Here is a 21,584-nt window from a genome sequence, read left to right as displayed (position 1 = left end):
TAATATAACGAAAAGAAGGGCACAAATTGTTGTGTGCCCTTCTTTTCGTTATTTATCTATATTTTAGATGTATGTTTAGTAACAGCATGAATTATGTCTACCCAGTCATCGGGATGATTTTCATGTCCTGCGCCTTCAAGTTTTAATAGGACTGAGTTAGGAATTTCATCAATAAGTGCGAGAGCATGTTCAAAAGGGAGTGCTGTATCGTCTGTTCCGTGAATGACTAATGTAGGTGCTTGTATGGAGTGAAGCACACATTCATATGCATCATCACCTTGAAGTAAAGCGTGATTAAACATACTTAATAAATTGCTAGCTCGTTCTATTTCTTGTTTTACTTGTTTAAAGACCCTTTTTTCATCAAATGTTCGTTTGGATCCACATAATAAGCGAGATCCTGAAACTAAATATTCTGCTACAACATTTTCATTTGTCCAATCTAAATGCGTGCCATTTGCGTGATGCGTTAAAATTCTTTCATCCATCGGAGGTAAATCACGCGTGTTATCGTCAGATCCTATTACACTTGTAGCCAGTAATGTTAACGTTAAAATTCTTTCGGGATGTTTTACAGCAGCAATTTGAGCGATCATACCACCTAATGACATACCAAATAGATGCGCTTTATCAATTTGATAAGCATCTAGTACCCCAATTGCATCTTCAGCCATATTTGTAACTGTATAATTGGAAGTTCCAGGTTCATATGTAACAGAGCGTCCCACATCCCGGTTATCAAAACGAATAACAAATTTCCCCGTGTTAGCCAACTGTTCACAAAACTCTTCATCCCAATAAACCATTGAACAAGTAGCACCCATAATTAATAAAATAGCAGGGTTTTTAGGATTTCCAAAGCTTTCTGTACATATATCAATCCCGTTTATTTTAAATATCTTTTCAGTCATAAGTTCTCCCCATTTCTTTTGAATGTAATTGAAAATACAGTTTTGAATGATTCTAAGGTGAGTGTACGTTTCTTTTGGAATTCATATTGCTTCTTACATAATTACCCCCAAAAATAAGCTTATGATAATTCAAGGCAAAAAATTTTGAGAAATATTTGTATGTTATTAAAATAAATAGCAAGGAGGAATGGAAATGAAAGCAATTGTTATAGATCAATATGGTAGTGTTGAAGAATTAAAAGAAAGACAAGTTTTAAAACCGGTTGTTAAAGATAACGAGGTATTAATACGCATTCTCGCAACATCTATTAACCCTGTTGATTGGAAAATAAGAAAAGGAGACTTACAACAACAGTTAAGATTTTCATTTCCAATCATTTTAGGGTTAGATGTAGCTGGAATTATTGAAGAAGTTGGTGAAGAGGTAGAGTGTTTCAAAATAGGAGATAAGGTGTATACGAAACCTGAAAATATAGGACAGGGCTCTTATGCTGAATTCATTACAGTAAAATCGGATTTAGTATCCTATATGCCTACAAATCTAAGTTTCGAAGAGGCAGCTTCGATTCCTCTTGCAGGACTTACAGCGTGGCAAAGCCTTGTAGATTACGCAAAAATAAAAGAACATGACCGAGTACTTATTCATGCTGGAGCTGGCGGAGTTGGTAGTTTAGCAATCCAAATCGCAAAATCATTTGGAGCTTTTGTTGCGACAACTGCAAGTAGTAAGAATGAAGAGTTTTTAAAGTCTCTAGGAGCGGATCTCGTTATTGATTATAAAAAGGATAAATTTGAAGAATTACTATCAAATTTTGATATTGTGTTAGATACAATAGGTGGCGAAGTACAGGAAAAAAGTTTTCAAATTATAAAATCTGGTGGTGTTTTCGTTTCGATTGTTCATGAACCACTCCAAAAAGTAAAAGGGATAAAATCAGGTTTCTTATGGCTAAAACCAAATGGAAAGCAACTAGAAGAATTATCAGATTTAATTGTACATGAAAAAATAAAACCAATCATAAATAAAGTTGTTCCGTTTAATGAAGCAGGGGTTAGAGAAGCTCATATTTTGAGTGAAGGTCAACATGTTAGAGGTAAGATTGTAATGAAAGTGGAATAACAATGATTAAGTAGCCTTTAAAAAGTAAATACCCCAAAATAAAAATATTTTGGGGTATTTACTTTTTAGCTTACAGATAGTGGACACATGCTTCTATAGTTTATAGTTTATAGTTTTGTATTGTATCATGTAATTTCTCTAAACCAATTAACATCTCTTTTTCATTTAACATAGAATAGCTAATCCTTAATTGGTGATTATTTATTTCGGGATTTAATAGACAAGCTGTTCCTGGTAAAAAAGAGACATCTACTTCATTTGCTTTTTGTAATAAGGTAAAGGGATCTATCGAATCAGGAAGTGTAATCCATAAATTAAAGCCACCATTTGGTATTTGAAATCTAATTTCTTTAAGTGGTGATAACATATCAATCGTTATATCACGTCTAATTTGTAAAGCCGTACGTAATTTTTCTAAATGGTTTTTCATACGTTCTGCACGTAAAAACGGTAGAAGTGCTTTTTGTGTTAATAAAGGGCTACCGATATCCATTGAACCTTTTACAGCAAATAACCATTCAAAAATAGGACCATCTGCAATAAGTGCTGCGATACGCAATCCTGGTGCTAACGTTTTACTAAATCCTTTTATATATATTACATGACCATTTATATCAAAGTTTTTGATTGGAGGGGGCACAATAGCATCCTCAAAATATATCTCTCCGAAAGAATCATCTTCAATTATGAAAAACTCATACAGTTCCGCTAGTTCTATAAGTTCCATTCTCCGTTCTTTACTCATTACTGTACCTGTTGGGTTCTGAAAAGTTGGATTCGTATACAATAATACGGGATTTTTACTTTGACAAATATCATCCACTAAATCGGATCGAATTCCATGATTATCAAGAGAAACTGGTATAATTTGAACGCCTTTATTGATGAAAATATCAAGTGCGGCACTGTAACACGGACTTTCCACTAATACAATATCACCAGGTTTTAATAATGTTTGAGCAATTAAATCAATTCCTTGTTGTGCACCGCTTGTAATTAATAATTGAGATGGGTCTGTCACTAATTTCTGGTGTTCATGTAAGTAATTTGCTATTTCAACTCGCAGTTCATAATCACCCTGTACTGGTCCATAAGTTGCTAAGATCATCTGGTCTTTATTCAGTATTTTATGCATTTCATCTGCTAAGAATGGATTTGGCAATAAGCGAGGATACAAAATCGCTTGTGAAAAATCGTAATATTTTCGGTGCTGATTCATTGCATATTGAGATCGTATAACATTAATCGTTTTCGTTTGTTGCCATTTATACGGAATTGGTTTGAAATCTTTCCTTCCATGTTTATGTATATAAGCACCTTTTCCTTGCTCAATGCGTATATATTCTTTCTTTTCTAATTGCTTATATGCCTTACGAACAGTTAATAGGCTAATCTGTAAATCTTCGGCCATAGAACGTAAAGATGGAAGTGAGTCACCATGTGAAAGCATGCCACTTTGTACTCTTTCAACGATCTGCATATATATTTGCTTGTAATACGGTATGTTGGATTCTTTACGAAGGACAATTTTCATGGTTTCACCTTTTTCGTTTTTATTTAATTAAAGCGAAAAATGTAAAGAGAATCAACTACGATTTTAGGCAACTGTTATATACATAGATACACTGTTATACACTATACCTTCTATACTCATGGTAAGAGTAAAAAGGAGGAAGAAAAATGGTCATTTTCAATTATATTTTAGTATGTATTATTTTCGGAACAACATTTTTAACGATAAAAATTGGAATTGAAGCAGGAGCGCCCCCGTTATTTTCAGCAGGCATTCGTTTCTTTTTAGCAGGCGTAATTCTGATGATTATATTTAAGTTAAAGCGAAAAGAAATTATGCCACATGTATTTTCGAAACGTATTATGTATGCTGGTTTTTGTTTAACGTTTATGACATTCGCATCACTGTACTGGGCAGAACAATATATTTCTTCGGGATTAGCTGCTGTGCTTTCTGCTACAGGACCGATGATGATCTTGTTATTACAAGCAAAGAGAAATAAGACAAAATTACAAAAGGAGCAACTTTTCGCTTTAATTATTGCACTAATAGGTGTTGTTTTTGTTTCTTTACCAGGAATGCATCAAGAAATAAGTTTCGTATGGAGTATCGCTTGTGTTGTTTTAATAATAGGAGAGTTATTTTACGGAATAGGCTCTATTCGCTCAAAAGAAATACTTTCGGATTTACAAAGTGTATCACCATTTCTCATTAATGGTATTCAAATGTTTTACGGAGGAGTTTTATTACTAATTGTATCCGTCATAGTAGAACAACCGAATGTAACTGTATTAGCTTCATGGAGTGTACAGTGGCCTATTTTATATCTCATCTTTATCGGATCAATTGGTGGGCATGGATTATATTACTGGCTCTTATCAAAAACGAATCCTGTATTCCCATCAACGTGGTTATATGTATCGCCGTTAATTGCTATTATAGTAGGATACATCATATTAGGAGAACCTTTAAACCCTACAATGGGAATAGGTGCTTGTTTCATTTTGGCTGGTGTATTTTTAGCTAATCGCTCCACACTCCGGACTTATTTCAAACAAGGAAGATTATTTGAGAAGGAAATGTAGTTGTATAAAGAAGCAGCCCTGTTATATACAGGGCTGCTTGAATTTTATTAACGATACGGATTGACTTTATTTATTGGAAAGGCGTAATATTATTAAGCTATATGAAAGATAACGGTAAAAAGAGGGGAGTTATTATGAAAATGAATTGGACTGAAGTAAAGGAAAAAATTCGACCACAAATTTCAAAACCATCATATGAAACTTGGTTTACTAATACTACTGTTAATTTAGATGATGATATATTAACAATTTATTGTCCGAATGAATTTGCACGTGACTGGTTAGAATCTCATTACAAAGAATTAGTATTTCATACATTAAGAGAAATGTTTAATACGACATTTGAAATTCAGTTTGATTTATGTAATGGCGAACCATCTAAGTTGAAAGATGTTCAAAAAGAAAGGCTTAATAGCTGGGATGAAGTAAAGAAAGCATTAAGGCCAAAAGTAGCTGAGAAAACATTTATGAAACGGATTAGAAATACAAATGCTACTATAGAAGATAATACATTAATAATCTTTTGTGAGGATGCGTTTCATCGTGATTTGCTTGAAGGGGAGTATAAAAATATAATTTCAAGTACCGTACAGAATCTTACTAATGAAGAATATCAAATTTGGTTCGAAATAGAATCAAAAGCCACTTCTATAGCACAGATTCATAACATGCAAAATAATCCACTCACTTCTGGCCAAGAGGAATCCAACACGATTTGGGATGAAATAAAAGATAAAATCCAATTAACAATTTCAAGACCTTCCTATGAAACGTGGATGAAAGGAACGACAGCCAGAATAAATGAAAATTTATTGACCATTTATTTTGAAAACGAATTTCAACAAGAATGGGTTGAAAAGTCTTATAAAAATTTAATTTCACAAATAGCTAAAGAGTTAACTGGAAATACATATGAACTTCAATTTGAATTAGAAGCAAATAAAGATGCAACCAGTAATGATGAAAAATCAAAATCACCTACCGAAAATACTATTTTCGAATTATGGGAGCAGTTCAAATCGTCCAATGATGAGTTAAAATATAATAATGTAGAAGATAGCGAAAAACGCATTCAAGCATTAGAAGAAAAAATAGTGAACTTAGAAAAAGTGATTGATACATTAGTGGGAAAATTAGAGGTAGAAGAATCAAAAACACAGTTGGAAAAATAACCAACTGTGTTTTTTTACTTAATTTACTTTTTTTATAAACCCTTTATAATGACGTTTCACGAGCTGACTTTCTAATGTCTTCATCGTTTCAAGTGCTACACCGACGATGATAAGTAAGCTTGTACCACCAATTTGTGCAGAAGGTGGTAATGTAGCAATTTTCGTGAATACGAGCGGTAAAATTGAAATTGCACCTAAGAAAATTGCACCGATAAATGTTAAACGATATAAAATTTTAGTTACATATTGTTCTGTTGATTTACCAGGACGAATACCAGGCACATATCCATTTTGCTTTTTCAAATTCTCAGCCATTTGTTCTGGATTTACTTGAATAAATGCGTAGAAGTATGTGAAAGCAACGATAAGACCGACATAAAGGGTCATTCCAATTGGATGTGCAAAATCAAGATTTGCAACTAACCATTTTGATACACTTGAATCAGGGAAGAGCTGCGCAATTGTACGCGGCGTCATTAAAAATGCGGAAGCAAAGATGACTGGAATTACACCAGCACTATTTACTTTAAGAGGTAAATGAGTGTTTTTTGCTCCTTGATATTGATTGTTTCCTGAAACAGCTTTTGCATATTGAATCGGTATTTTACGCACAGCTTGTTGAATGTAAATAACACCAACAACTATCGCTAAAATTACGAGACCAATTAAAACCATCTTTATGATGTGCATGAATAATTGATCGCCTGCATTTTGAAATTGTTGCAAATAAATTTGGTTTGCAACATTTGGGATCGCTGCAACAAGTCCTGCGAAGATAATCATCGAAATACCATTACCTACTCCGTTAGCAGTAATTTGTTCACCTAACCAAAGTAAAAATGCAGTACCTGCAGTTAAAACTGTCGCAATAAATAAGTATGTAGTCCAGCTTTGATCTGTTATTAATTGTCCACCTGCTATATTATTAAAGCCATAAGACATCCCAATGGCCTGTATGAATGCGAGAATGATTGTAAAGTATCGAGTGAATTGAGCTGATTTCTTACGGCCCATTTCTCCTTGCTTTGCCCATTCCGAAAATTTAGGTATAACATCCATTTGTAGTAATTGTACTATGATGGAAGCGGTAATATAAGGTGTAATACCTACAGCAAAGATTGAGAAGTGTTGCAGTGCTCCTCCGCCAAATACGTTTAGCATACCTAAAACGTTAGCTTGATCTTGTACTTTTAATACCTCTGCGTTAGTATGAGGAACTGGAATAAACGTGCCAATTCGAAAAACGATTAACATCGCTAATGTAAAAAGGATTTTCCTTCTTATCTCAGCTACTCTCATGAAATTTGAAATCGTACGAAACATTTTGTCGCCTCCTATATTTTTATCAGTTTAAAACTGATTATTATATCCCGATGAAGTAACCACAAACCTCCTTCCGCATTAAATTCATTTGACAAATGGATTTACATACATTTTGTAGTTTTCTCGGATATAAAAATATAAGGTTTTTTTAGCGACCAATAAACTTTTCATAATCATTCAATACACATAATATATCGAATAAATTAACAAATGTACATACATATGCATGAAAAATGGATGAATAGGATGATTTTTTACATTTATGTAATGTTCGATTGAATGCGACAACGCTTAATAACATGATTTTTAAAAATATATAGTGTTACTACGAATGCATCGTTTAATGATGTTTGACAGGTTGATTTGGTCCGTTGACATTTGGAATCAGAAGATTATAGAAATCTAAGAAAGCAGTTGTTGCAGTATATAGAAGGTGTTAAACAGCAAGTCAAAAGTGCATGCATTTTATTCCCTTTATTTTTGCAGCAGCAGAACCACCTCCAAAATTATCTTGTGTAGTTGAATTTTTCCGAATAATAAGTTACATTTTTAAAGTTCAAGCAACTTTAAGACAGTGCAAAAGGGGAGAAATATTGATATTATGCAAAAAATGAAATGGAAGAACTATGTATGCTATTTTATTATTTTTATGCTTTTTGTAACAACAGTAACGGTCAAACCAGCTCTTGCTAAGGCTGAAGAATCTGATGTTAATATTACATTGTTAGGTACGGCAGATATTCATGGTAGATTTATGCCTTGGGATTATGCGCTTGATGGAGCAAATATGAGTGGAAGTTTAACGCAGCTTTATACGGTTATAAAGAAGGTACGTCAAGAAAATCCAAATACCATATTAGTAGATGCCGGGGATACAATTCAAGGAAACTCAGTAGAATTATTCAATGATCAACCGCAATCGCCAATGATGGTAGCGATGAATGCAATGGGATATGATGCTTGGGCATTTGGAAATCATGAATTTAACTTTGGATTAGATACATTGAAAAAAGTAAGTGAGCAATATAAGGGAAAGACGTTAGCAGGAAATATTTACAAGGAAAATGGAGAGCGTTTTCTTCCTGCATATACAATTGTTGAAAAAGGTGGAATTAAAGTCGGGATTATTGGTATGAATACACCAATGATTAGTGATTTTGAAAAAGGGACAGATCATTTGGATGGTTTAGTGGTGAAAAATCCAGTAGAAGAGACAAAGAAGGCCATTAAAGAGTTAGAAGGTAAAGTAGATGTAATGGTAGGGGTTATGCATATGGGACTAGAAAATGAGAATGGAATCCCTGGTACTGGGGTTCAAGATATTGCGAATGCTTGTCCGGAACTAAGCGCTATTTTTGCAGCTCATATGCATAAGCTTGTTAAAAAAGAAGTTGTAAATGGTGTCATTATTACAGAACCAGATAAATATGGAACACATATCTCACGTATTGATCTTAATTTTACAAAGCAAGATGGAAAGCTTGTTCTAAAAGATAAAACTGCTACCGCTATACCTGTAAAGAATACTGATGGAACTACAGTAGTATCTGATCCTACACTTGAAGACACACTGACACCTTTTCATGAGTATGCGAGGGGAGATGCAAATGTTGTAGTCGCTCAATTAAAGGGTAGAAACCTTGTTCCTGAAAATGAAATAAAGGGTATTCCGAGTGTGCAGATTCAAGAGACACCTTTATCAGATTTCTTTCATGAAGTCATGCTCTACTACAGCAAAGCAGATGTAGTAGCCCATCAAATTGATAATGATAATGCCCGTTTGGATGTAGGTCCTATTAAGAAAAAAGATATTGCATATAATTATCAATATGCTTTGGGTGAAATTACGGTATATAAGGTAACTGGGAAAGACTTAAAAGACTATATGGAATGGGCAGCGGGGTACTTTAACTCATCTCGTCCTGGAGATGTAACAGTTAGCTTTGATAAAACCCGTCGTGCGTCTAAATACAGTACGAACGATTTCTTTGGAGGCGTAAAATACGAAATTGACTTAACAAAACCATATGGAAGTAGAATAACAAATTTACGTTCTATTCGTACAAACAAACCAATCAAAATGAGCGATGTTATGACGCTGGGAATGAATGCATATAGAATGGAGGCTCTTCAGGCAAAAGGGGGAGCTTTAGAGGGACGTAAATTTGAACAAACTTGGTCATCTAAACAAGAGAATGCATTCGGAGAAACAGGTGGAACCATTCGTAACCTCGCTATTACATATTTAAAAGAGGTAAAGAACGGTGTATACACGCCAAAAGTTATGCGTAATTGGAAAATTACTGGTGTAGATATACATTCTTCAGAGCATAAGGCGGTAGTTGATCTTGTGAATAAAGGGATTTTAGAAATTCCAAAAACAGAAGACGGAAAATACACAAATATAGCATCTATAAATACTAAAGACTCAATTTCAAAAGAAGAGATTATATTACTCTCACAAAAAGCAAATATTAATCCAAATCAGTTTAATCATATAAAGACAAAAGGTGAATTCTACAAAAAACTTAGTAGGATTACTAGAAAAATATAAATTATAAAGTTTCTTATAGTAATTGTTATTTTAATAGCATGAAACCCACTCTTAAAAAAGTAAAGAGTGGGTTTTTATGTTGTTATTTAGATGTAAGTGTACTTTTATTAGAATGAAATATAGATAATTGGCAACTAATCAATTGGATGAGCGCCTTAGGGAGCTCTTTTTTTATTGAAATTAATGCATTTATATGAGTTGTTCTTTATTTATAGCATCATCCTTAATTTATGTAATTTTGCATAATGTTACATAAATTGTGTATTTTCTCTTTTTTTCGACAGTAATAGACAGTTTACTTTGTACAAGCTTTCTATTTCAAAAATTATACGAGGTGAAATAATGAAAAACAAAAAGACATTAACTAAAGTAGCATTAACAACAGGATTAGCTTTAACAGTTGTGGCACCATATGGGGTAGGTCATGCAGAGGAAACAGATCAACTACAAGTTCAAATTCAGGAGGAATCGTTCCGTTCGGGTGAACTTACACAACCGTCACAAAAAGAACCAGAAAATGTAGTAAAGGATGCCCTTAAGGAGAAAGCAGAACAAGCTCTGTCCCAAAAACAAGTCAATGGAGAAGCAGGAGTAGATTATAAAGTCCTTCAAAAACGTGGTTCGTATGATGGAACTACACTTATACGTATGCAGCAAACATACGAAGGAAAAGAAGTATATGGACATCAATTAACTGCACACGTAGATAATAAGGGTGTTATTAAAAGTGTTTCAGGCGATAGCGCGCAAAACTTAAAACAAGAAGAATTGAAAAAACCTATTAATCTATCAAAAGATGAAGCAAAACAATATATTTATACGAAATATGGAAACGATATCAAGTTTATTTCTGAGCCAGAAGTTAAGGAAGTTATTTTTGTTGATGAAAATAATGGACAAGCTAGTAATGCATACCAGGTTACATTTGAAGCTGCAACACCAAACTATGTGTCTGGAACATATTTAGTAAATGCACAAAATGGTGATATGTTAAAAAATATGGTGCAAGAGTCTAACTTGAAAGCAAGCGATAAACTAGTTGGAGCCTTAAAGAAAAGTAAAAAAAGCAGTCTGACATCATTAACGGGCACTGGAAAAGATGATTTAGGGATCTCTCGTTCATTTGGTATTTCTAAACAAAGTAATGGTAAATATGCTCTTGCTGATTATACAAGAGGGCAAGGAATTGAAACATATGATGTGAATTACAGAGATATTACTAAAGAAGAAAGCTATTATCCTGGTACATTAGCAACTAGTACTTCAACAACATTTAACGATCCAAAAGCAGTAAGTGCTCATTACTTAGCAACAAAAGTTTTTGATTTTTATAAAGATAAATACAATCGTAATAGCTTTGATAATAAGGGACAAAAGGTAGTTTCAGTTGTACATGCTTGGGATTCTGGAGATACGAATGATCCGAAGAATTGGCAGAATGCGTTAAGTGCTAATAATGGTAGTATGCTTGTATATGGAGATCCTATCGTCAAAGCATATGACGTAGCTGGGCATGAATTTACACATGCTGTTACTTCTAGTGAATCTAATCTTGAATATTACGGTGAATCTGGTGCGATTAATGAGGCACTATCTGATATTATGGGAACATCTATTGAGAAATACGTAAATAATGGAAGCTTTAACTGGACGATGGGAGAACAAACTGGATCTGTCTTCCGTGATATGGAAAACCCAGCTTCTGTTCCATCTTCACTTGGAGTACCTTATCCAGATGATTACAGTGAATTTAACGATTTTAATGGATGGGATCAAGGTGGGGTTCATTTTAATTCAAGCATTATTAATAAAGTCGCGTATCTTATTGCAAAAGGCGGAACTCATAACGGTGTAACTGTTAAAGGAATTGGTGAAGATAAAATGTTTGATATCTTCTATTACGCAAATACAGATGAGTTAAACATGACTTCTAATTTCAAAGAATTGAGATCAGCATGTATTCGAGTGGCAACTAATAAATATGGTGCGAATACAGCTGAGGTTCAAGCAGTACAAAAAGCATTTGATGCAGCAAAAATTAAGTAAGTTAGAAATATAGTTATCATTCATATATTATTACATTATGAAAAACAGCTAATATCATTTTAAGGATATTAGCTGTTTTTTTACATAGCAATGTATTGCTGAAAATAAACTTACTTAGCAATAATTAGGCGCTTTATCTTTAAGAAGTTGCGACAAATAAATAAGGTTTACAGCATATAAAAACAGAAAATTAATAATATATTGACCTCTTAATGGGAAGTACTATAGAATGAAAGCGATAACAAACGATTGCTTTAAAATGATTTCCCTGATCTTTTACTAATTACAAATATATGAAGACATAATCAAATCTATTTTTTTAAACATTAATGCAAACGTTTTCGTATTAAAAGATCATTGAAATACATACATAAAAATAGCCAATATGGGGGTGAAGTAAAAGAGATTTCTAGATTAATTTAAGCAGTGTAATTTAGACGAGCATAATAAATCGCTCATACTATTTAAAGAAAGGGTGTATGTGGTGCAAATGACAAAAAGATTAATTAACAAATCAGTTTTATTACTTACTATAATCGTTATGTTAACATCTGTTTTCTCTTTTCAAAGTGTAAAGGCAGTTTCAAATTCGAAAACAACTGAAGTTATCATTCATTACAAAGAGCAATCTGGAAATACAAAAGACTGGAACCTTTGGATGTGGGGAGAAAATGCAAATGGTAAATCATATGAATTTACTGGTGAAGATGAATTTGGAAAGTACGCTAAGATTAAAGTAGATGGTGACTATAATCGTGTAGGATTTATCATTCGTACGAATGAGGGAAAAAGATGGTGGAGATCGTTGGATTGAAAATATAAAGGACGGTCGTTCTGAAGTGTGGATTCTTTCGGGTGATGAAAAAGTATATGACTCTAAGCCTTCTTCGGATCTCGCAATTCAAAAAGCTACTATTGATAGTTTTAATGAAATAACAGTAACGACTAATGTTCCGTTTAACAGTAAGGAACAGAAAATTGAAATTGAGGGCATTAAAATTAAAGAAATTAATCCTTTTGATAAAAATGGTGGAGATATTACTAATAGGGTGAAAATAATTACGGAGCAGAAAATTGATTTAAAACAGACATACAAAGTTAAAATAGAAAACTTAGCTTATGCGAATACTGAAATCGGTAAAGTCATTCGTAGCGAAGAGTTTGATAAATTATTTTATTATAGTGGTAACGATTTAGGTAATATTTATACCCCGCAACAAACAAAGTTCCGTGTATGGGCTCCTACTGCGAGTGAAGCAAAGTTAGTTACATATAAAAAATGGAACGATAAAATAGGGACTGAAATAAACATGCAACAAGGTGAAAAGGGCACTTGGAAAGCAGAACTTAAAGGGAACCAAAAAGGGCTCTTTTATACGTATAAGGTAAAAATTGGTGATAAGTGGACTGAAGCCGTTGATCCGTATGCACGTGCTGCTTCTGTAAATGGAGATAAAGGTGCAGTTGTTGATTTAGAAGAAACAAATCCGAAAAAATGGAAAGCAAATAAAAAGCCAAAATTTAAAAATCCGGAAGATGCTATTATTTATGAATTGCATGTACGCGACCTTTCCATCCAACCTGAAAGTGGTATTAAGCAAAAAGGGAAATATTTAGGAGTAACAGAAAAAGGAACAAGAGGACCTGAAGGTGTGAAAACAGGACTTGATCATATGAAAGATCTTGGTGTTACGCACGTTCAGCTTTTACCGATATTTGATTATGCTTCAGTAAATGAAGAGAATTTAAACGAACCACAATATAACTGGGGATATGACCCGAAAAACTTCAACGTTCCAGAGGGATCCTATTCTACAAACCCTTATGAGCCAACTGTTCGAATAACTGAATTAAAGCAAATGATTCAAACACTACACGATAATAATCTTCGTGTTGTTATGGATGTAGTTTATAACCATATGTATAGTGCTACTGAATCTAATTTTCATAAGTTAGTTCCAGGTTATTATTATCGTTATAATGAAGACGGAACATTTGCAAATGGAACTGGAGTAGGAAATGATACTGCCTCAGAACGAAAAATGATGAGGAAGTTTATGGTTGATTCTGTCACATACTGGGCAAAAGAATACAATTTAGATGGATTCCGTTTTGATTTAATGGGCATTCATGATTATGAAACGATGAATGAAATACGTAAAGCTGTTAATCAAATTGACCCTTCTATTATACTGCATGGAGAAGGTTGGGATTTAAATACACCTCTTGCAGCTGAGTTGAAAGCCAATCAAAAAAACGCGGAGAAAATGAAAGGGATTGCTCATTTTAACGATAATATACGTGATGGATTGAAAGGTAGTGTATTTGAAGAGAAAGAAAATGGTTTTGTAAATGGAAAGGAAAACATAGAAGACCGTATTAAAAAAGGCATTACAGCAGGCATTGACTACGATACAAATTCGTCTACTTATCAAGATCCGGAGCAGGTGCTAACTTATGTGGAAGCACATGATAATCATACATTATGGGATAAACTTGAGTTGACTAATCCGGGTGACAGTGAAGAAGTGCGAAAACAAATGCACAAATTGTCTTCTTCAATTTTATTAACATCACAAGGTATTCCATTCATACATGCAGGGCAAGAGTTTATGCGCACGAAGTATGGTGATCATAACAGTTACAAATCTCCCGATTCAATTAATCAAATGGACTGGTTGCGCCGTGCGTCATTTAATAATGAAGTAAATTATATGAAGGGATTAATAGATTTACGGAAGAAGTACTCAGCTTTTCGAATGACAACTGCAGAGCAAATAAAAACACATGTATCATTTATTGATGCCCCGAAAAACACGGTAGCTTATACAATAGAGGGGAATAAAAACGAATACTTTATGGTGGCTCACAATGCAAATAGAGAAGCGGTTGACATAACACTTCCATCGAAAGGTCCTTGGAAAGTGTTAGTAGATGGTAAACAGTCAGGTAGTAAACCACTATACGTTGTCCATGATAATAAAATTAAAGTTCCTGCGTTAAGTTCATTCGTTTTAAAAACAGAGAAACCAATTAAATAAATGCCAAAAGTGGAGAGAAGGTTATTTTCACTTCGCTTTTACAATTTAAATAATATAATTTCACATACTGTAATTATATTACAATTTAATAAACAAAAAAGAGAAGAACTTACCAAGGTTCTTCTCTTTTTTGTGTGAAATTATAGTTTCCATAATTGTAGATATAAGAGCTTTTGAAAATAGCAACGGGCAAGATAATGAATCTATTTAAAAAATGACAAGAAAATGACAAAACTGTAAGAATGCATGAATGTTTGTAAGAAAGTTCGATGTTTTCCTTTTTCTTTTTTTATTAAAGTGAAAAAGAAGAAAACGGTGTCATAAGAGGTTGATATTTTTACATGGATACTATAACCAACACTATTCATGTAATGAAAGTATATAGCAATCAGTAAAACACCTTACTAAAAAGGGGAGGGATTTGAAATGTCTTTTTCTCAATTCAATATTGATATTTTTCGAGCAATTAATGATTTAGGTAAACAATATTCATTCCTAAACTCAACCATGGTATGTTTGGCAGAATATATGGTATATATTTTTGCTTTAATTATTGTAGCTTATTGGTTTACTGGGTCCAGAAAAATTAGAATGATGGTTATTCAAGCGATGGTTGCTTTTGCGATTGCTGAGGTGATTGGAAAAATAGCAGGGAAATTTCATTTGAATTATCAACCGTTTGCAGTATTGCCTGATGTGAATAAACTTGTCGACCATACTGTAGATAATTCATTTCCTAGTAACCATACGATTCTCTTTTTTTCGATTTGCTTTTCGTTTTGGCTTGTTCGTAAAAAAACGGGATAGTTATGGCTTATACTTGCATTTTGTGTAGCGGTCTCTCGTATTTTGGTAGGGGTTCATTATCCTTTTGATGTTGCAGTAGGGGCTTTAATAGGATGTATTTCAACGGTATTTTCGTATTGGTTAGTACCGAAATTATCTTTTATTAGGCAATTACTTACTCAATATGAAAGAATAGAGGAACATGTTTTACCATCGAAAAACAAATCAAAGGGATTTTGAGTATAGCTCTTTTTCATCCTCATTACTATTTTCCAGAAGCTGAATGGGCCGAGACATTCAATGCACTTATTTGCATCCATGAAGACGAAAAGGAATGGGTAGTACATTCAAGTGACAAAATAATTTTTTGGTCGGGCGAGTCTTTTGAATTACCACAGGTAACACTTTTTAACACATAAGATATTTCAATATTACTTGTAGACATCTTTAAGAAATTAAAATAAATAGATAAGTTTAGAGCATGTTATTATCATCTTTTTAATACATGCTCTTTTTATTTAATTACTGATACGTACAAGTTATCAACAATCTTTATGGTAAAAAATCTTAGCGTACGAAATTCGCGTTTTGTTGGTACTACCCCATGCCCATCAAATTAAAAAATTGCTAGTTCCTCAAAAAGAAGAAAATGAGTTGAATTCTTATAAATAACCATAAAATAATAAAATTTTCATTTTGGGACATTTTAAAATATTAGCTTGATAGTGACGGGGGTGGACTTCTACTAGCAATTAAGGTTTATTGATGAATTTATTGCATTAGATAATAGTGTGATTTATAATGTGTTTAAATGATTAAATTCTTCAACAAAAGGAAATGTGAGTAAAATGAACTGTAATGATAAAGTAATGCATCTTTTAGAAAGTTTAAGACCATGTTTTCAAGGGCTAGGAGATCCAACACGTCAGCAAATTGTATCACTTTTAATTGATAAAGATAGCTTGAATGTAACGCAAATTGCAGATCATATTCCTATGTCAAGACCTACTGTATCGCATCATCTAAAAATCTTGAAACAATCAGGGTTGCTTCAAGTTCAGAAAAAAGGCACTGAAATGTATTATTGTCTTGAATTTAATGAAACAATAAAACTTTTAAAAGAACTTGTTTCTTTAGTCGAAGATGAATGTAAGAATTAGATACACATTTATAGTTTAGGGGCACGTTTTGTCCCTTTTTTAATGTCTTTTATGTTCAAATGTTTAAGTTTTTAATCATTTAAACTTATGAGTTAATGCTAATTAAAATGGAGGTTTCAAATGAACAAGAAAACCGTATTAATTGTTGGTGGATATGGGGTTGTTGGTAGCCAAATTGCTCAAATTTTACATAACCGACATCCTGATTTGGAAATTAGATTAGGAGGAAGAACTTTAGGGAAGGCGCTACCTTTTGAATCTGAAAGAGTAAAAATAGTTAAGGTGGACAATACAACAGATGATCCTTTAAGAAATTTGGATGATCATCCCACATTAATTGTTAATGCGGTTAATGACCCTCAAGATAGATTACTTCTATCCGCAGTCCAAAAAAGAATTCCATTGGTTGACATTACTCGTTGGACTGAACGTTTTCAAAGTTCTATTGCTCGATTGAAAAATGTTGAAGTTCAATCTCCTGTTGTATTAGCTTCGGGGTGGATGGGGGGGACAGCAGCCCTTTTTTCTAAAATTTATTCAAAAGATCTTCAAGAGATTACAGTTGATATTAACGCACTATATTCTCTTCAAGACAAAGCAGGACCAAATTCAACAGCATATATGGATCGGTTAACTATTCCGTTTGAAGTCAAAACTCGTGAGGGAATGCGGCAGGCTTATCCGATGACAGATCCTATCAAAATCCGCTTTTCCAACGGTTATATAACAAAATGTTATCGTTTGGATACTCCTGATCATGTAACTCTGCCAGGATCAATTCATGCTGTTTCAGTTAACTTTCGTATTGCTTTTGATAGTAAACTATCAACATATGGATTGGTTTCTCTGGTGAATACAGGAATTTGGAAAATAATTAGCGGAGAAAAATTTACCAGATTACGGAAAAATATTCTATATAAACCCGGAAAGGGAAGTGCACATAACATAGTTATCCACCTTAATGGTTATGATGATACCGGTGTATTACATAGACGATGTGTGAACATATCAGATCCGTTAGGACAGACACATCTTACTGCTTTAGGAGCAGCTGTCCAAGCAGAGCATATTTTACAACCATCTGATATTGTGGCTCTGAATTCTGAAATTTACTTTCCAGAAAATCTATTAGATTTTGGGGTGAATTCATCTGCAATTTTAAATTTTTATAAAGAATATGGAGCTAATATTACGATAGAAGATTTATAAAAGGTACCGTTCTATACGCGATAATGCACATATTACTATCAAGATAAAATTAAGAAATTGAATTTCCTCAACACAAAAAATGAGTTAACTTACTCAAAGTAACTACCTGTAGAGGAAGAAAATTTTCGTTTAGGAGGGACTTCAAAACCTTAGATTGATAGCGAATAGATGCTATCGCATAATGCACCAGCGTCAGAATGCTGCATATATTATCTAGGTAATTTATCTATTACAAAAAACAATGGAGGAATAATATGTTTACTTACTATCCTCGCCAAATGGTGGCTCACCCAATACTTCTTGAGGCTAGACAAATTTCTCCTACTCAAATTTTAATGACTTATGATAAACCAACGGATTTGGCATCTGCTACAAATGTCTCGAATTATTGGATTAGGAGTAATATGGGTCCTGCCAGTATTGCTAGTGTAGGAATGAAAGAGGCACTTACGGCAGAAAATGCTATACGTCCAGATATGGGAATGATAACAACCGTTGATAATTCAAAAATGAGATTTGTTATAACATTTAGAGTTAATGCAATGCAGGGGGTAATGTATACTGTGCTTCCGTGCTTCGTTAACTTAGAGGGAATGTCAGGTTTTATGGGAGAGAATTGGGGTCCTAATAGTAAAAATATGTTTATTGGTATGTAGGTGAGAAAAAAATGGTGGTATCTTTAAATCAAAAAGTAAAATCATAAAAAATAGTGATGTACAGATATTCATGTAAGGTTAACATAAAGTCCTATTATTGGTAGCTAGGAAAAAGGAGGAACCTTAATCTCATAAGGGAATCTCTTTTTTTCGTTCTATAAAAAAAGACACCCAAAGGTGCCTTCCTCCGACTTGAACCACTTTAATTTTAATAATATGTATTGGACTCCCATCCAAATATTATTTTACCATGTTAAATAATATTTGGGTACCGCCAGCATTTCGGAAAAAATCACGCTAAGTAAAAGCATACAATAAGCTGCCCATCTGGACAGCTTATTTACATAACTATCGAAAGCGAAAGTCAAAAGTTTTTAGTTTCCTGCTCAATTAAAGCCCCCGTTAGTTTAATAAGCATAATTAAAATTGCACACTAAATCCTTTGAATTTATGAATTCCAACTGCTGAATATCCGCGCTCTAGGAATTGATAAGTACATGGATATCATTTTAATGTCAGAACAAGAAGGGATTAAAAACCTCAAGCTGAAATTTTTCTGAGAGCTTTAGCAAGAGTACATCACTCACGCTAACCAACGATTTAATGCTTCCGCAGTAAAGTTTCTTGAACAAGTTCTAGCTAACCTTCTAACCCAAAGAATTCATTCAACACAAGACATAACCCATCAATATACCACGATATTTAAGCGCATTCGAATTCTAGATTCTACAACATTTCAGCTTCCAGATAAGTTTTCTTCATATTATCAAGGTTCAGATGGTAGTAGTCATACGGCCGGTGTCAAAATTCAATTGGAGTATGACTTATTGAGTGGGAAGTTCCTGTACGTTTATGTAGGAGAAAGAAGAGAAAATGATAAAACCTTTGGTTCAAACAGCCTGAAAATCATTCAACCAAAAGACTTGTATATAAGAGATTTAGGCTATTTTGACTTACATGACTTACAGAAGATCCATGATAAAGGAGCTTACTATGTATCACGTTTGAAATTAAATTCTCGAATTTATCGTAAGAATGATGAGCCAGAGTATTTTCGAAACGGGACCGTGAAGAAAGGAACACTCTATATTCAATTAGATATGGAAGAACTCATGAATCAATTGCCCCCTATTGATTCCCTTAGCTTGATAGCGATGTGGTACTACCCGATATAAGAGAACATCAACTTGCTTATTTTCGTATTAAAAGGTGCACCTTTTAATACGACGTGATTTCCATGCTTTAACAATCTCCCATATAGATATTTAAATAAGTTCTCTATATTTATTGCATAAAAATTATACATTAAATATATTTTTATGTTACATACATGAAATTAATCTTAACTATAACCTTCACTCTATAAATTCCTTAAACGGAATAATTCCTTACCAATATTCAAGAACGATTGCGTTTTTGAATTTGTGTTCTAGCTTTTCTTGAACAGGTAAATGAATAACTACACATAAACTCCTTATATCTCTAGATAAACTACCGATTAGCTCCATATAGACTCTAGATAACCTATATAGAATACAAGTTATCAAGGAGGTAAGAGAAAATGAATTTTATGAAACGAGCAATTCTCAGTATGAAAAAAAGGATAGGAACATCATTAATTTTGATGGCAGTTTTTCTAATTGTTACAAATTTGGTTCTTTCAGGATTCACAATCCAAAATGCATCAAAAAAAGCAGCGGATGCTGCAAGAAAAAAACTGGGCGCAGATGTTACTTTAGGTCTTGATTTTGACAAACTAGGTCAGCGAGCTCGTGAAACTGGAGAAATGCCAAGTCCGCCGCAACTCGATACAAAAGAAACAGATCAATTAGCAAAGTCAAAATATGTAAAAGACTATAATTACATAGGCAGTACTTTCGGAATTTCTGATGGGCTTAAACTAGTAGGAGCTTCAGAAGGAGAAGAAGAAGGAGAAGAAGAAGGAAAAGGTAAAGTGGGAATGGCAGCTGTACGAGGCGGTTCAAGCTCTGGTACAGAAATAGATATGAATGCTTCTTTTATGATTGAAGGAGTTCGCAAGACAGCATTACAAGAAAGCTTTAAAAACGGAAAAAGTAAAATCATTGATGGAAAACCAATTACAGAACAGATGAAAGATCAGAATGTAGCTTTAATGGAAAAACGATTAGCGGAATTAAACAATTTGAAAGTAGGAGACAAAATTAAAGTGCAATCCGGGGATAAGAAGGAAACCCTTGATGTTGAGATTATCGGTATTTACGAAACGAATGAGCAAGCAATGGGGCAACAGGCTCCGCCTATAATGGACCCAGCTAATAAACTATATATGCCGCATTCAACTATGAAAAAATTAGAAATAGATCAAGGTATAAGTAGTGTTCAAGTCGTGTATTTCTTGAATGATCCACAATACATTGATGCATTTAAAAAAGAAGCAAAAAAATCTAATATTGATTTTAATTATTATAAATTAGATGCGCATGATTCATTGTACAAGCAATTGATTGGTCCTATCGAAAATATCTCTTCGACTTCTCAAATGATTATTTATATTGTATCGATTGCAGGTGCGATCATTTTAGGATTAATCATTATGCTATCAATTAAAGGGCGTCGTAAGGAAATGGGGATTCTGTTGTCCATTGGAGAGAAAAAGTGGAAACTGATGGCGCAATTCGTAGTAGAAGTAGTCTGTGTCGCTATTTTAGCATTTGGATTATCCATAACAACTGGAGCTAAAGTTTCTCAATATATAGGGGATAATTTACTTTCGAGTGAAATTGCTACTGCAAGCGAAGAAACAGACACCTCGCAAAATGGTACTGTAATGATGGCTGGACCTGGTGGTACTCTACAAAATCAAAAAGAAGATCCAATTGATAAAATTGATGTAAGTGTAACAGGAGAAGATGTAGGGAAAATGGGTGGAATTGGACTAGCTATTGCTATAATAGCAACGCTTCTTCCGGCATTATCTATTCTACGCTTAAACCCAAAACAAATTCTTTTAAAAGATGAATAAGGAG

The 21,584-nt window shown here is 33.5% G+C and carries 12 protein-coding genes and 4 pseudogenes; 13 read left to right on the top strand and 3 right to left on the bottom strand.

Annotation, left to right across the window (positions count from 1 at the left end; all coding sequences use genetic code 11):
- Nucleotides 1-56 precede the first annotated feature (56 nt).
- Entirely contained in the window at nucleotides 57-911 is an 855-nt protein-coding gene (locus tag KZZ19_RS13260) for an alpha/beta fold hydrolase (RefSeq protein ID WP_237980370.1), read from the bottom strand.
- A 193-nt stretch (nucleotides 912-1,104) separates the two neighbouring features.
- Here KZZ19_RS13260 and KZZ19_RS13255 point away from each other — a divergent pair, with 193 nt between their 5' ends.
- Nucleotides 1,105-2,031 carry an NADP-dependent oxidoreductase gene (locus KZZ19_RS13255; RefSeq protein ID WP_237980372.1) on the top strand — a complete coding sequence of 309 codons (927 nt, stop codon included), beginning with the start codon at nucleotides 1,105-1,107 and terminating at the stop codon, nucleotides 2,029-2,031.
- Between the two features lie 100 nt (nucleotides 2,032-2,131).
- On the opposite strand, the gene KZZ19_RS13250 is transcribed toward KZZ19_RS13255, so the two are convergent.
- Nucleotides 2,132-3,565 (bottom strand): PLP-dependent aminotransferase family protein, encoded by a 1,434-nt coding sequence (locus tag KZZ19_RS13250; RefSeq protein ID WP_237980374.1) that lies wholly within the window; start codon nucleotides 3,563-3,565, stop codon nucleotides 2,132-2,134.
- A 146-nt stretch (nucleotides 3,566-3,711) separates the two neighbouring features.
- Here KZZ19_RS13250 and KZZ19_RS13245 point away from each other — a divergent pair, with 146 nt between their 5' ends.
- Together KZZ19_RS13245 and KZZ19_RS13240 are read left to right on the top strand one after the other, a co-directional pair.
- Nucleotides 3,712-4,629 carry a DMT family transporter gene (locus KZZ19_RS13245; protein ID WP_237980376.1) on the top strand — a complete coding sequence of 306 codons (918 nt, stop codon included), beginning with the start codon at nucleotides 3,712-3,714 and terminating at the stop codon, nucleotides 4,627-4,629.
- Between the two features lie 134 nt (nucleotides 4,630-4,763).
- The gene (locus KZZ19_RS13240) at nucleotides 4,764-5,801 is read left to right on the top strand and encodes a DnaA N-terminal domain-containing protein (protein WP_237980378.1); all 1,038 of its coding nucleotides are present in this window, start codon (nucleotides 4,764-4,766) and stop codon (nucleotides 5,799-5,801) included.
- Nucleotides 5,802-5,819: 18 nt separating this feature from the next.
- On the opposite strand, the gene secY is transcribed toward KZZ19_RS13240, so the two are convergent.
- Nucleotides 5,820-7,124: a preprotein translocase subunit SecY gene (secY, locus tag KZZ19_RS13235; protein WP_088096575.1), complete on the bottom strand. Its 1,305-nt coding sequence runs from the start codon at nucleotides 7,122-7,124 to the stop codon at nucleotides 5,820-5,822.
- Between the two features lie 601 nt (nucleotides 7,125-7,725).
- Between secY and KZZ19_RS13230 the strand changes: the two genes are divergently transcribed.
- The 10 genes and pseudogenes from KZZ19_RS13230 (at nucleotide 7,726) to KZZ19_RS13185 (ending at nucleotide 21,580) form a co-directional block, all read left to right on the top strand.
- Nucleotides 7,726-9,678, top strand: coding sequence for a bifunctional metallophosphatase/5'-nucleotidase (locus KZZ19_RS13230; RefSeq protein WP_237980380.1), 1,953 nt, complete (start codon nucleotides 7,726-7,728; stop codon nucleotides 9,676-9,678).
- A 342-nt stretch (nucleotides 9,679-10,020) separates the two neighbouring features.
- Complete coding sequence (locus tag KZZ19_RS13225; protein ID WP_226545286.1) at nucleotides 10,021-11,724, top strand: M4 family metallopeptidase; 1,704 nt, start codon at nucleotides 10,021-10,023, stop codon at nucleotides 11,722-11,724.
- A 484-nt stretch (nucleotides 11,725-12,208) separates the two neighbouring features.
- Nucleotides 12,209-14,765, top strand: a pseudogene (gene pulA, locus KZZ19_RS13220) (type I pullulanase).
- A gap of 426 nt (nucleotides 14,766-15,191) precedes the next feature.
- A pseudogene (locus KZZ19_RS13215) lies at nucleotides 15,192-15,791 on the top strand (undecaprenyl-diphosphatase).
- 608 nt (nucleotides 15,792-16,399) lie between these two features.
- Entirely contained in the window at nucleotides 16,400-16,711 is a 312-nt protein-coding gene (locus tag KZZ19_RS13210) for an ArsR/SmtB family transcription factor (RefSeq protein WP_088096567.1), read from the top strand.
- Between the two features lie 120 nt (nucleotides 16,712-16,831).
- The gene (locus tag KZZ19_RS13205; protein ID WP_237980384.1) at nucleotides 16,832-17,920 is read left to right on the top strand and encodes a saccharopine dehydrogenase; all 1,089 of its coding nucleotides are present in this window, start codon (nucleotides 16,832-16,834) and stop codon (nucleotides 17,918-17,920) included.
- A gap of 254 nt (nucleotides 17,921-18,174) precedes the next feature.
- Complete coding sequence (locus KZZ19_RS13200) at nucleotides 18,175-18,576, top strand: hypothetical protein (protein WP_237980386.1); 402 nt, start codon at nucleotides 18,175-18,177, stop codon at nucleotides 18,574-18,576.
- A 452-nt stretch (nucleotides 18,577-19,028) separates the two neighbouring features.
- Nucleotides 19,029-19,153, top strand: a pseudogene (locus tag KZZ19_RS13195) (HAD family hydrolase); the annotation flags it as partial.
- Nucleotides 19,154-19,166: 13 nt separating this feature from the next.
- Nucleotides 19,167-19,706 (top strand): annotated as a pseudogene (locus KZZ19_RS13190) (IS4 family transposase); the annotation flags it as partial.
- A gap of 431 nt (nucleotides 19,707-20,137) precedes the next feature.
- Complete coding sequence (locus KZZ19_RS13185) at nucleotides 20,138-21,580, top strand: ABC transporter permease (protein WP_237980388.1); 1,443 nt, start codon at nucleotides 20,138-20,140, stop codon at nucleotides 21,578-21,580.
- Nucleotides 21,581-21,584: the final 4 nt, after the last annotated feature.

The organism is Bacillus thuringiensis, from assembly GCF_022095615.2.
Lineage (GTDB): Bacteria > Bacillota > Bacilli > Bacillales > Bacillaceae_G > Bacillus_A > Bacillus_A cereus_AG.
This window is presented reverse-complemented; position numbering and strand designations above follow the sequence as displayed.